This is a genomic window from Paraglaciecola algarum (genome assembly GCF_021532655.1).
Taxonomy (GTDB): domain Bacteria; phylum Pseudomonadota; class Gammaproteobacteria; order Enterobacterales; family Alteromonadaceae; genus Paraglaciecola; species Paraglaciecola algarum.
The window spans coordinates 38590-52920 of record NZ_JAKGAS010000019.1; the positions used below are offsets into that span (position 1 = coordinate 38590).

Here is a 14331-nt window from a genome sequence, read left to right on the forward strand (position 1 = left end):
TATTATGAGCATGATAGATACTGCAGTTAAACGTCCGGTTACCGTATGGATGTTTACTTTTGCAATAGTATTATTTGGCATGGTGTCGTTATCACGATTAGCCGTTAACTTATTGCCAGATTTATCCTACCCCACTCTAACTATTCGCACTGACTACGTGGGAGCGGCACCTGGCGAAATAGAACAACTAGTCTCTAAACCCATAGAAGAAGCAATCGGTGTGGTAAAAGGGGTGCGCAAAGTCACCTCTACCTCTAAAGCAGGCCAATCAGATGTGTTACTCGAATTCGAATGGGGCACAGACATGGACTTTGCTAGTTTAGAAGTCCGAGAAAAGCTAGATACCATTTGGTTACCCTTAGATGTTAAAAAGCCCATTTTATTACGTTTCAATCCCAGTTTAGATCCAGTCATGCGTTTCGGTTTTGGTGGGGTAGCTCAGTCAGACTCGGCTTCTAATAACGCTAAGAATGTTAAGAAAGCACCTACCAAGCCAACAGAGCTAACTGAACAAGGTATCAAAACCCTACGTCTTTATGCTGAAGAGCAGATTAAACGCCAGTTAGAATCCGTTGAAGGTGTAGCGTCAGTAAAAGTCAGCGGTGGCCTAGAGCACCAAATACAGGTGTTAATTGATCAGCAAAAAACCAGTCAATTAAAGATTACTGCAGACCAAATAGTTAAACGTTTAAAAGCTGAAAATGTGAATACATCCGGAGGCCGAGTTAAAGATGGCTCGCAAGAATATCTAGTTAGGACCTTAAATCAATTTAAAAACCTAGATGATATTCGCGATCTATTTATCGCCACTCGTGAAGGTAAAAACATTCGTTTAGGTGATATTGCTCAGATCACCGATACCCACAAAGATCCTACATCCCTCAACCGTTTTAACGGTTTTGAAGGAGTAGAAATCGCGATTTATAAAGAAGGCGATGCGAACACTGTTCAAGTGGCACAAAATATTCAATTCAGAATAGATCTTCTGCAAAAACAAATCCCAGAACATTACCAATTACAATTAGTTTACGACCAATCTAAATTTATTGGCAGTGCCATAGCAGATGTAAAATCAGCGGCCATCATAGGTGGCATATTAGCCATGTTCATACTCTACTTATTCCTAAAAAATATTTGGCCTACCTTAATTATTTCTATCTCTATACCTGTTTCGATTATTGCTACTTTCAACTTGATGTATGGCAACGGCATCAGCCTGAACATTATGAGCCTAGGTGGTATCGCGTTAGCCATTGGTTTGTTGGTAGACAACAGCATAGTGGTACTAGAAAACATTGCGAGGCATAAAACCACCAATAAAGACTTTAAGCAGGCTGCAGTCAAAGGAACAAAAGAAGTCTCCATGGCCATTACCGCATCAACTCTCACCACTATGGCTGTATTTTTTCCTCTGGTTTTTGTGGAAGGCATTGCTGGGCAATTGTTTAGTGATCAAGCCTTAACTGTTACCTTTGCCCTAGCCGCTTCTTTGGTGGTGGCTCTAACACTCATACCCATGTTAGCCGCTGGTGAAAAATCTAATGAAAACACTAATCTAAAATCATCCGTAGAATTTGCCCCTAACCCAGAAAAGGTTAAACCTAATAGTAAAATAGCCAGGTTTTTCCATTATCTATCATTGCCTTTTTCTTGGTTAGTACAAACCTTGTTTTATTATCTGCCTTTAGTCATCACTACCGTTTTAGTATTTGTTTTTAGAATATTGAGCAAAACATTAAGCTGGTGTTTTAAGCCAATATTATGGCTGTTCGACAAACTATTTAATTTGATCGAAACTGTGTATCTTGTTGCCCTTCAAGCCGCATTAAAGATGCGCTTGTTAATGTTAACCTCGATTATTGCCATATCAGCAAGTTCTTTACTATTACTTCCCAAACTAGGTATGGAACTCATACCCGACATGTCACAAGGTGAATTTTATGTAGAGGTTAACTTACCCACAGGATCACAGTTACAACAAACTGATCAGGTTATTTCTGAACTAGCTCTATTTACTCAATCACTGCCAGGGGTTGAACGCACTTATGCCCTCGCCGGTACCGGTAGTTTGATGAATGTATCGTCTAATCAAGGAGGTGAATACTGGGGTAAATTAAATGTCGTTATGCAGCAAGATGGCTCAGCAGAGAACAACCAAGACGTGCAAAACCAAATGCGTAAGTACTTAAGTCAACAAGCTGGCGTTCAAAGTAAATTTGGTAAACCCGCTCTATTTACCTTTGCCACTCCTCTTGAGATTCAACTGGTAGGTTACGACTTAAAAGCGTTAAGCGAATATAGTCAAAAAATTAAAACCCAATTACAAACAGACGACAGATTTGCTGATGTAAAATCATCATTACAAGCGGGTAATCCTGAACTTAAAATAGAGTTTGATCACAATAAACTAGCCCAATTAGGCTTAACCGCCCCTATTGTATCCAAATTGTTGTCTGCCAAAATTGGTGGGGAGTTAGCCGGAAAATACAGCATTGAAGATCGTAAAGTAGATATTTTAGTCAGAACCCAAGAATCCCAAAGAGACTCAATATCTGACATTGGCCAAGTGATTGTCAACCCTGGTGCTGAGTCACCTATTCCGTTAAGTGCTGTGGCTGATATTACTATGGCCATTGGCCCTAGTGAAATAACCCGAATAGGTCAAGAGCGTGTCGCTGTGATATCCGCCAACTTAAATTATGGCGATCTAAATCAAGGTGTAACAGCAGCTCAACAGCACCTTAACCAAATTAAGTTGCCCATTAATATGCAAGCCAAGGTAGCGGGTCAAAGTGAAGAAATGACCCAAAGTTTCCAGTCTTTACAATTCGCTTTAGCGCTGGCTATTTTTTTAGTGTATTTAGTTATGGCATCACAGTTTGAATCACTACTGCACCCATTACTGATTCTATTCACTGTTCCCCTTGCCTGCGCAGGTTCAATTTATGGCCTGTATTTATCCGGCACAAACTTAAGTGTGGTGGTGTTTATTGGTTTGATTATGTTGGCAGGAATAGTGGTGAATAATGCCATAGTGTTAATCGATCGCATTAACCAACTAAGAGCATCCGGCATAGAGAAAACTCAAGCCATTATTCAGTCAGCTCAAAGTCGTTTGCGCCCAATATTAATGACCACTCTCACCACATCTTTAGGCTTATTACCTATGGCTTTAGGCATGGGTGAAGGAGCTGAAATTCGTACACCTATGGCGGTGACCGTGATTTATGGATTACTGTTTGCGACCTTACTCACTTTATTGTTTATTCCGGTTATTTACAGCTTGTTTGACCGTAAACAATTTACACCCGAGCCAATCTCTCCAAGTGAAAATGATCTAGGAGAAAAAGTATATGGATAAGTTCGCAAGCACAGGCGCAGCCCTAGCAGATTTTGCCATTCGCCGTCCAGTGACAGTGTTAATGTCATTCTTCTCACTCTTGTTGTTTGGCATTATGTCTAGCCAGTTGTTGCCATTAGAGAAGTTTCCAAGCATAGATATTCCACAAATAATCATTCATATCCCCTACAAAGACGCCACGCCGGTTGAAGTAGAAAAAATGATCACCCGGCCAGTAGAAGAAGCTTTAGCCACTATGTCTGGGATCAAACGATTGCAATCACGTTCAACCGAAGATGCCGCACAAGTTCGATTACGTTTTGCTTGGGACGAAAACCTAAAAGCCAAAGGCATTGAAGCGCGCGAAAAAGTAGATGCGATCCGCGGCCAACTTCCATCTGATGTTGAGCGAGTATTGGTGTATCAATTTAATACCGACGATATGCCAATATTTTCTATGAATGTGTCCAGTGAGCGGGACTTATCTAACGCCTTTGACTTATTAGATCGCAACTTAAAACGTCCCATAGAAAGAGTCCCTGGGGTATCCAAAGTTGAATTATGGGGGGTATCTGAAAAACAAATCTCTATTCGCCTCGATCCATTATTAATGGCAGCATTACAAGTTAACACCAATGAGTTAACTAGAGCCTTACGCAGCGCTAACTTTTCCTTATCAGCGGGCGCATTTAATGATCAAAATTATCAACAAAAAATCACAGTTAATCCTCAAGGCGAGTTTAACAGTGTTCAAGATATAGAGGATCTAGTAGTAAAAAAAGGCGTACGTTTAAGTGATATAGCCACAGTCAAATTTGAGAAACCCAAACGTACCGATGGCCGCCATTTAGATCAATCTTACGCTGTGGGTTTTAATATCTATCGTGAATCAAACAGTAATATGGTGCAGGTATCTGAACAGGTACTAAAAGTCATAGAAGAGGCTAACAACAACCCTGCCTTTAACGGCATCAACTTATTGATCAATGAAAACGAAGCAGAAAGTGTGACTAAATCTTTATCTGATTTGCTCTCAGCAGGCTTAATTGGCGCGTTGTTATCACTCTTGGTGCTTTACGCTTTCCTACGAAACATTACTAGTACTTTGCTTGTCGTACTGTCAGTGCCCTTTTCTATTTGCATAACGCTAGGTTGCATGTACATGATGGGTTATAGCATCAATATATTATCTATGATGGGCTTGATGTTAGCGGTGGGTATGTTAGTAGATAATGCGGTAGTGGTGACTGAAAGTATTGAACACGAAAAACGTAGTATACAAGATCCCATTGCCGCCACGAAAGCCGGTGTAGCCAAAGTGAGTTTAGCGGTAATAGCAGGTACCATCACCACCGCCATAGTATTTTTACCTAATATTGTGGGTGAAAAAGTAAACGTCACTGTATTTTTAGAACACGTAGCCATAGCCATATGTATTTCGTTATTTGCTTCGCTAGTGATTTCTCAAACCTTGATCCCACTTTTGTCTACTAAAATAAAAGCCAGTAAAGCTGAGATTTCCAACGTACGTAAAAAGCCTAGTAAAATCGCTGTTATGTACAAAAAAGTATTAACTTGGAGCTTAAAACATCAAGGTAAAACCAGTTTAATTGCCTTAGGCATTCTAGCTAGTACTGCTATACCTATGCAGTATGTCACCAATGACGACGATAATGATAACGACCAAAATCGAGTATGGATGAACTACGATATTCAAGGCAGTTATAGCTTGGAAGAAGTAGAAAATACCGTTAATAAAATGGAAGCCTATTTATATTCCAATCAAGAAGACTTCTATATAAAACAGGTTTACTCCTATTACCGCTCAGGTTTTGCTGTGTCAGGGATCACCTTTGTTGACGATATCCCCGTTTCTCAAGCTGCAGCCAAAAAGAAAATTCTTGAAGGTTTGCCTAAATTTGCTCGTGCAAAACCGTCGTTTAAATGGGATGAAGGAAACGGTGGCGGTATCCAGTTTACCTTAGTGGGTGACTCATCTGAAACCTTAGACGATATCTCAAAACAAATTATTCCAATACTAAGTAACATCAAAGGTTTGTCTGATGTAAAAACCGATACCACCAAGCAGAAACTAGAATTACAAGTTGTTGTTGATAGGCAAAAATCCTTTCGATTTGGCTTAAACACTAATGACGTGGCACAAATAATCGCCGTTGCTTTAAGAGGCTCAAACCTAAGAACCTATCGCAGTGAAGATACTGGTGAAATTGCCATTCGATTAATGTTTGACGAAAGACTCCAAGACTCGGTAGATGAATTAAGAAACTTAACCATCATCCGCAAAGATGGCAAGAATGTCACCTTAGACATGATTGCTTCTTTAACCGTTAAACCTAGGCTTGCACAAATTAATCGTAATTATCGTCAAACCTCTATCACCATTGGCGCAAACTTAGATGACGGCGTGACCATTAAAGATGCCAAGAAAAACATAGAAGGCGTGATGGAACATATTCATTTCCCGACTGGTTACAACTGGACATTTGATGGCAGCATCAAAAGACAAAGGCAAAATGAATCAGCCATGCAGACCAACATGATCTTAGCTATATGCATGATTTACATAGTTATGGCTGCTTTATTTGAGTCTTTATTATTACCTACTGCTGTTATTACATCTTTGTTGTTTTCGCTAACAGGTGTGTTTTGGGCATTATTTGCAGCGGGTATGTCTATGTCAATTATGGCCATGATAGGCATGCTAATTTTAATGGGTATAGTGGTCAACAATGGCATAGTGTTAGTGGATAGGATCAACCAATTAATTGACCATGGGCAAGGGATTAATCAAGCCATAATCGAAGCCTGTTTAACCCGAGCTAAACCTATATTAATGACAGTAGCGACTACTGTATTGGGCCTAGTACCACTGGCTATGGGGGGCACACGTTTAGGCGGAGACGGCCCACCCTACTCACCTATGGCTATTGCCATAATAGGCGGTTTGGTATTTTCTACCTTAACCAGTTTAGTATTAGTGCCTTTAGCCTATTTGTTATTATTAAAACTAAGAGCTAAAACGGTTAACATGATAAAAAACAGTAAGGCCCTAGTGGGCAGAGTCATAAAAGCCTAAAGTGAAATTTGACGCGCCAGACTCAGTGATTATTCAAGGCCCTGAGTTTGGTGAAAACCTATCAAAGCAATAACTTCACATCCCTTTATAAATCATATCCTTGATAACTTTCGCTTTAACAAAATGATCTAATTGATGAGTTTGGATCCACCAAGTTGCGGCCTCCATTAGTAGTTCTGGGTTATCATTTTTATTTGCAAAAAAAGCGTAAAATGACAAGCCGACATTTTCACCTTTGCTGGCTATTTTTTTGTCACAAATCTGAATGATTTTTGCTCTTAACTCGTCTTTCATTTTCTAGTTCTGCAATCCTTCTAGCTTCCACAACACTTCTTGTATTTTTTGCCACTACCGCATACACATGGCTCATTTCGAGATGGCACTTTAGCCACTTTTATCGAGCTAGCTTTATTAAGCAATACAGTTAATTCAGTAATCAATTCAGACGCACCGTCACTAGTATCCACTTTGATATTCCCGTGTAAGTTAGCTTCCTTTAATAAAGCTTCAACTTCTGCATGACGTGATTCATTTGTTACCACTAAATTTAACGGATACTTCTTACTTCCTGGTTTTTGTGTGGCACTCCTACCATCACCATATTTAATGTGGCTCTGACGAGCATCTTGACGACCTTTAAAAAAGAACTTATCTGACATATTGGCTCCAGCCTAATCTGAAAAATGCAACACTAAAAATATTACTAAAATACTGAGTGCTTTAAAGGATGGGAGTGTATACCAATTTCAACAAATGATTAGCATTAAAAAGTCACCTTAAATAATACAGCTCAAACATTGTGCTTTTATACAATTATAGTTGGCAGGTTTACTGATAATTTACAGATTTATGTTGTTTTAACCAATTATGATTAAATTTACTGGCAAACTCTAGGTTAAGAAGTTTAACCACCTCTTTAGCCCAGGGTAATTCAGACGACAATGCCAGATAAAATGGAGTTTCATCTAAACAACCAAGTTGTTTGAAATTACTTCCACCGGTTAATTTGTGTGTTTTATTAAACCAATTAAACACATTTTTATCTTCAATAAAAACCTCTGCTCTACCCACTTGCACTAAAGACATTAACCTTTGTAACCCTAGGTCACCACTAAGCTCGATAACCTTTTTTGTATTTTCTTGATCCGCTAGATAATCATCGACTGGGCTGCCATAACCATATTGAGAGATAACGGCTAACAACACCTCAGATAAAGAGCCTTGATCCACATACTCCCATTTAGAAGTTGGTAACCCATAAAAACACATTTGGTAACTCATCATTGGTTCTGAAGTAAACATTAAGTTTGGACTTTCTGAATGCACAGCTGTGAGCAATCCATGTCTAGCCCCAATATTTACCTGTCGAATTGCTCTAGCCCAAGGAAAAGAAACTATGTCAGCCTGAATGTCATATTTACTAAAAATATACTCAACGTAATCATAGGCGAGCCCTTTATGATTTTTATCCATCTCACAAGCATATGGGCACCAATCAGTAGTGGCTAATTTAATTGTTAACACGCTGGACTTAGCCAAAACTTGCATATTCACACAACAAGTAAACAATGCTAGACCTAGTGCTAAACATTTGACTATTTTATACATTCGAATATAAACCGACACAACGACCTGATTAATCATATTTACTGAACGAAGAGAATAAGCTTAAAATTCAACTTATTTTTATAATAAAAATACACACTTAATATTATCAAAAGTAGCAAGATTGATCTGTATGTTTTAATTATCTCAAATCTCTAAGGGCAGGAAAAAACACATGTAAGACATTGTTTTAAAAGTATTTACTAGCCAATGTATACTTTAGTCTAATAGCTATTAATCTTGAAGTCCTCTATTCCGTTTTTCTAAATAGCTCAAATAAGCACGCCATAAACACATTAACCAACTTGAATTTATTCGTATACATTCGTCGCTAAGTCCATAGTCAAGTACTTTTGTGAGTTCACAATTAGCTTCTCTTATTTTTGATTTGATCACATTTTCTTAAAACCCATGCAATGAAAAAGGAGCATGACTAAAGCCTCAAATCATTTTTAATAATTTGCATTTGACATCATAAACTCATCAAATGCAAATAATTAGTACACTAATTATTAAAAAATAACCAACAACTAAAAACATGGATAAAAAAAACAATAAAAACAATTACATAACTAAATACAATCAAAGTAACGGGAATAAAACCAGTAACAAAATTTAATTTCTACACTAACTATAAATTGAGATTTTATTTATTTTAGACTAGTATAAAGTAATGTGAACTTTTGTTTTGATGACAGTTAGTCATCAATTTTTCACGTGCAAAAATGTCTTGTTTGAAATGAGAAGGTAAATCCAATTCATCAATAAGGAGAACATTATGTTAGTCAGTCTTAAAGAGTTAAACGGTAGTAACATCAAAGCAACTGACGGAGACGTGGGTCAGATAAAAGATGTATATTTTGACGATAGTTCTTGGGTCATTCGATTTTTGGTAACTGACACTCACCCTTGGCTCCCCCTAAGTCAGAAGGTATTAATAAGTCCCATAGCATTGCGTGAATTTAGCTCTGATGATCATGCACTAAAAGTCTCATTCACTAAAGAAACCATTAAAAACTGCCCAAAAATAGAGGAATATGAAACAGTATCTCGAGAGTTTGAAAAAGCCTATTATGACTATTTTGGTTACGGCTACTATTGGACAGGTGAAGGAACTTGGGGCGAATACGCTTATCCAACAGCACTATTTCACGGGAATGTACTGCCCATTACCAATGCTCACGATAACGAAATTGAAAAAGATAATACTAAACAAGTAAATCACCTTCGCTCGGCGAACGAAGTCGAACACTATGGGGTTGAAGCATTGGACGGAATAAAAGGCTATATCAAAGATTTTATTTGGGATACCTACAATTGGACTTTACGTTATCTAGTTATTGATACACGTAATTGGTTGCCTGGTGGTAAAAAAGTGCTCATCTCGCCTGATCAGTTTGATACCTTAAATTGGGGAAGTAAAACCGTTACATGTAATATTAGTTTAGCACAAATTAAAGCTTGCCCCGAATATCACTCTGACAAATTAAATGACATTAATTACCTCGAAGAAGTGAGAAAAATATTCAGTTCGATAGATAAATAACCATTATTTTATTTGGAAAATACCATACATATATGGTGTAAGGCTAAGTTATGTCCACAACACACGACTGTATCGCAAGCGATACAGTCCACAATAGTAAACTGTTGTACGGCGAAGAAACCGCCAAAGCACTAGCAAATTTCACTATGAGTGAATTGAAAATGCCTCGTGCTATTATTTGGGCTCTTGCCACGGTGAAAGGTGCGGCGGCGCATGCCAATTTGGAGTTAGGGTTACTTGACGCAGACAAAGCAATGTCAATTCAAGCTGCTGCTAAAAGTGTTGCTGATGGCGACTACGACGAACAATTTCAGGTAGATGTGTTTCAAACAGGGTCTGGCACCAGTACTAACATGAACGCCAATGAAGTGATTGCCTCTTTAGTTGCAGTGCAAACCAATGGCGAGGTAAACGTGCATCCATTAGATGACATTAATTTGGGCCAAAGCTCTAATGATGTAATACCGACATGTATACATTTAAGTGCAGCGACACTCATAGCCAATGAGCTGTTACCCTCGTTATCACACCTCAGTAACACTTTGGAACGTAAAGCAAAGGAACATCAACAAACAATCAAAACAGGCAGAACTCATCTTATGGATGCCATGCCAATGAGCTTTGGTCAAGAGATTAGTGCGTGGCGTAGTCAGGTCAACGATATCCAAGCCCAATTAAAACATAGTCTACACAATTTATGTAAACTTGCTATTGGTGGCACTGCGGTTGGAACTGGAGTCAATACTCACTCAAAGTTTGGCGCCACTGTAACCCATTTTTTATCAGAAAATAGCCCATTAGTATTCACCCCTGCTGACAATTACTTTCATGCCATCAGTGCACAAGATACAGCAGTTAGTGTTAGTGGCAACCTTAAAACCGCAGCTGTTAGCTTGAGTAAAATTAGTAATGATATTCGTTGGCTCAGTAGTGGACCGTTAAACGGTTTAAATGAAATACACTTACCTGAGCTTCAAAAAGGCAGCAGTATTATGCCTGGCAAAGTTAACCCTGTGATCCCCGAAGCGGTACTTATGGCATGCACTCAAGTAATTGGTAATGACACCACTATCACCTTAGCTGGGCAGTCTGGTAACTTTCAGTTAAATACTATGTTGCCATTAATTGGCTATACCCTAGTGCAAAGTATTCAACTACTGTGTTCCTGTAGCACAGCACTTGCGGATAAAGTAGTTAAAGACATGCAAGTTAACCTATCAATGCTTGAACAAAAGGTTGCACAAAACCCGATGTTAGCAACAGCTTTGACGAATTTGATTGGTTACGATAAAAGCGCCGAGATTGCCAAAAAAGCCTATACAGAAAATAGAACAGTGCTAGAGGTCGCAAAGGAGCTAACCGATTTAGATGAAGCTGAGCTTATCTCAATATTAAATCCAGAGAGAATGATAGGAGGGACAACAATTTAAAAAGTAGCCTGTAAACCAAGTTATATAGGCCTACAGACTATGTAAAACGCTTAACTCACTATTTTTAAAGCAAGGTTCTAATCACATATTGAAGAATACCTCCATGACGAAAATATTCGAATTCATTTGGCGTATCAATACGAATGTCTGTTTGAAAGCTAACAATCTCGCCGTTAGGCTTTTCAACTTCTACTGTTACCTGCTTTTGACCTGCTTCGACAGCCTGAATTGAAAACTGCTCTGTGCCTTCTAAACTATAGGTAATTGCGCCTTCACCTTGCTTAAACTGCAGTGGTAATATGCCCATTCCAATAAGATTTGAACGGTGAATACGCTCATACGTTTCAGCAATCACCGCTTTTACACCAAGTAACAATGGCCCTTTGGCTGCCCAATCACGGGAACTTCCAGTGCCGTACTCCTTACCCGCTATTACTATAGTGGGTATATCCTTAGCAATATACTGCTGCGCAGCTTCAAATACAGTCATGTCCTTACCACTGGGCTGCATGCGCGTAAAACCGCCCTCAGTGCCTGGCGCCAGCTGATTTTTTAGCCTAACGTTTGCAAAAGTACCGCGCATCATGACTTCGTGATTCCCTCTCCTTGAGCCATAAGAATTAAAATCCTTTAGTGAAACCTGGTTATCACGCAAATAATCGGCAGCAGGAGTTTCTTTACCAATCGAACCTGCTGGAGAAATGTGATCAGTCGTGACACTGTCTGACAGTTTTAATAAGCAACGGGCATTTTTAATCGCTTTAATGGGCTCAGGCTGAGCTGGCATGTCTGCAAAAAATGTAGGCTTTTTCACATAAGTGCTATTTGGCCAGTTATAAATATCAGCATCAACCGGGTCTAAATTTTCCCATATTTCACCTCCGTCATAAACAGAGCCATATTTCTCAGAGAACATAGACTTGTTGACCACCCGCGTTACAATCTCTTGGATTTCATTCTGACTTGGCCATAGGTCTTTTAAATAAACAGGTGTTCCAGTGTTACTAATGCCAAGTGGCTCCTTAGTAATATCAATTTTCATATTACCTGCCAGTGCATAAGCTACAACTAGAGGGGGCGATGCCAAATAGTTGGCTTTAACATCAGAATGTATCCTACCTTCAAAATTGCGATTACCTGACAAAACCGAAGTCACAATTAAATCATTTTCTTTAATCGCATTTGAAATAACCTCAGGTAATGGACCTGAATTACCAATACAAGTTGTACAGCCGTAACCAACTAGATTAAATCCCAATATATCTAATTCTTTAGATAAGCCTGCTTCGTTGAGATATTCAGTAACGACTTGCGAGCCTGGAGCAAAACTGGTTTTTACCCATGGTTTAACTGTAAGTCCTAACTCATTGGCTTTTTGCGCTAATAAGGCCGCCGCAATCAACACTGATGGATTGGAGGTATTGGTGCAACTGGTGATCGCCGCAATCACAACTGAGCCTTCATGAAGATCCAAATCTTGATTATTATGACGATAAGAAACGCTGGTTTTTGAACCAATGTTTTCCGCTCCACCTTCACTATCAAAACGTCCTTTTTCCTTATCAGGTGCAATAGCCAATTCCTTTTGCTCTGTTATCCAATCACTAAATGAGGTCGCTGCTTGATTTAAATTAATCCTGTCTTGCGGACGTTTCGGTCCGGCTATGGCTGGAACCACTGTTGCCAAATCCATAGCCAGTGTGGCGTGATACTCAGCATGCTCCTGAGCTTCGCTACCCCACATCCCTTGTGCCTTTGAATAAGCTTCGATAAGCTCGATTTGTTTCTCACTACGACCAGTTAAAGCCAAATATTTAATAGTTTGCTCATCGATTGCAAACAATCCACAGGTTGCCCCATACTCTGGTGACATGTTGGCAAGTGTAGCTCTATCGGCCACAGTTAAGTGTTTTATGCCATCCCCAAAAAACTCAACACACTTCCCGACAACACCAAATGCACGTAGTTGCTGGGTAACGGCTAAGACCAAGTCAGTAGCAGTTGTTCCTGCTGGTAACTTACCTTTTAACTCCATACCTACTACTTCAGGAATTAGCATAGTCACAGGCTGACCTAACATAGCCGCCTCTGCTTCAATACCGCCTACTCCCCATCCGAGTACACCCAAACCATTTATCATAGTGGTATGTGAATCGGTTCCAACTACAGTATCAGGATATAGTAGCGGTGTATCATATTGTTCATCTATAAAAGTGACGCGGGCTAGATACTCTAGATTAACTTGATGCACTATGCCTTTTCCTGGTGGCACTACTTTGAAGTTATCGAAAGCACTTTGCCCCCACTTTAAAAATTGATAGCGCTCTTTATTGCGCTCTACCTCAATTTTAGTATTACGTTCAAACGAGTCCTCTCTAGCAAATTCATCTACCATTATTGAGTGATCGATGACTAAGTCGACAGGTTTAAGTGGGTTAATTTTATTTGGGTCGCCACCTAAATCCAACATTGCATCGCGCATTGCAGCCAAATCAACTACCGCTGGCACACCAGTAAAATCTTGCAATATTACTCTAGAAGGAACAAAGGCGATTTCGGTATCAGTGGAGGAAGAAGTGTCCCATTCAGCCAATATTTGAATATCCTCAGTCTGCACATAAGGTTTGTCACTGTGTCGTAACAGATTTTCTAATAAAATCTTTGCAGTCAAAGGCAGTCGCTTCATATCAGCAGGCAACGAAGACAGAGCGTAATACTGATAGTTTTTTCCTTTAATCGTAAGTGTAGATAAGTGTTGATTTAATGTTGTCACTTTATTCTCCATTTTGTTCGAAAATAGGCTCTTCTCAGGTTAAATTTTTATCTTTTTCGTTCGTTTTTTTCGATCACTCAAAAGTAATTCACTTTTTAGTAAATGGATATCAATAGTTTATTTCCGCAATTTCATTATCTTGCGCCATTTAGCATAAACCTTTGACATCTCAGCGAGAGCAGAAAAGGAACGCGAGCAGATTTGCACCTAGCTCTCTTTATAAATAGCTCGCACTATTTAAAAAATAAAGCAACCATTACAGCATATTGACAACTTAAACAAAAGCCGTTGGATGTATTCAAAGTGACTGCTTATTAATACCGAATGGTATAAATAAGTTTTTGACTAATGACATATGTGTGTAGATTTCAATAGACGTCAGTAGACTCTAATAGACAAGGTATTGGCTAAGAGTGGTATTTTATAAGGCTTTATGGATGTATATAGACTTCGATAGAAGTTAAAATGGTGCCCGGGGCCGGAGCAGGATCATACCTGTTAAAGCCCTTGGAACCCGCATGTTTACGTTGGGTTAATGGA

The 14331-nt window shown here is 39.1% G+C and carries 8 protein-coding genes; 4 read left to right on the top strand and 4 right to left on the bottom strand.

What is annotated here, in order from left to right:
- Positions 1-4 precede the first annotated feature (4 nt).
- Complete coding sequence (locus tag L0668_RS20030) at positions 5-3361, top strand: efflux RND transporter permease subunit (protein WP_235314509.1); 3357 nt, start codon at positions 5-7, stop codon at positions 3359-3361.
- Positions 3354-6437 (top strand): efflux RND transporter permease subunit, encoded by a 3084-nt coding sequence (locus L0668_RS20035; RefSeq protein WP_235314510.1) that lies wholly within the window; start codon positions 3354-3356, stop codon positions 6435-6437. The genes L0668_RS20030 and L0668_RS20035 overlap by 8 nt, the downstream gene beginning before the upstream one ends.
- 75 nt (positions 6438-6512) lie before the next feature.
- Here L0668_RS20035 and L0668_RS20040 read toward each other — a convergent pair whose 3' ends face one another.
- From L0668_RS20040 to L0668_RS20050, 3 genes are all read right to left on the bottom strand, one after another.
- Positions 6513-6731, bottom strand: a complete 219-nt coding sequence (locus tag L0668_RS20040) for a DUF6500 family protein (RefSeq protein ID WP_235314511.1) — start codon at positions 6729-6731, stop codon at positions 6513-6515.
- Positions 6732-6751: 20 nt separating this feature from the next.
- Positions 6752-7096, bottom strand: coding sequence for a PBPRA1643 family SWIM/SEC-C metal-binding motif protein (locus tag L0668_RS20045; protein ID WP_235314512.1), 345 nt, complete (start codon positions 7094-7096; stop codon positions 6752-6754).
- A 169-nt stretch (positions 7097-7265) separates the two neighbouring features.
- Positions 7266-8045, bottom strand: coding sequence for a transporter substrate-binding domain-containing protein (locus L0668_RS20050; RefSeq protein ID WP_235314513.1), 780 nt, complete (start codon positions 8043-8045; stop codon positions 7266-7268).
- 775 nt (positions 8046-8820) lie between these two features.
- Between L0668_RS20050 and L0668_RS20055 the strand changes: the two genes are divergently transcribed.
- Both L0668_RS20055 and L0668_RS20060 read left to right on the top strand, forming a co-directional pair.
- Positions 8821-9588 (top strand): PRC-barrel domain-containing protein, encoded by a 768-nt coding sequence (locus L0668_RS20055; protein ID WP_235314514.1) that lies wholly within the window; start codon positions 8821-8823, stop codon positions 9586-9588.
- A gap of 50 nt (positions 9589-9638) precedes the next feature.
- Positions 9639-11018 carry a class II fumarate hydratase gene (locus tag L0668_RS20060; RefSeq protein ID WP_235314515.1) on the top strand — a complete coding sequence of 460 codons (1380 nt, stop codon included), beginning with the start codon at positions 9639-9641 and terminating at the stop codon, positions 11016-11018.
- A 64-nt stretch (positions 11019-11082) separates the two neighbouring features.
- Here the strand turns inward: L0668_RS20060 and acnA are convergent, their stop codons facing one another.
- A complete protein-coding gene (acnA, locus tag L0668_RS20065) occupies positions 11083-13791 on the bottom strand; it encodes an aconitate hydratase AcnA (protein WP_235314516.1) in 2709 nt (902 codons plus the stop codon).
- Positions 13792-14331: the final 540 nt, after the last annotated feature.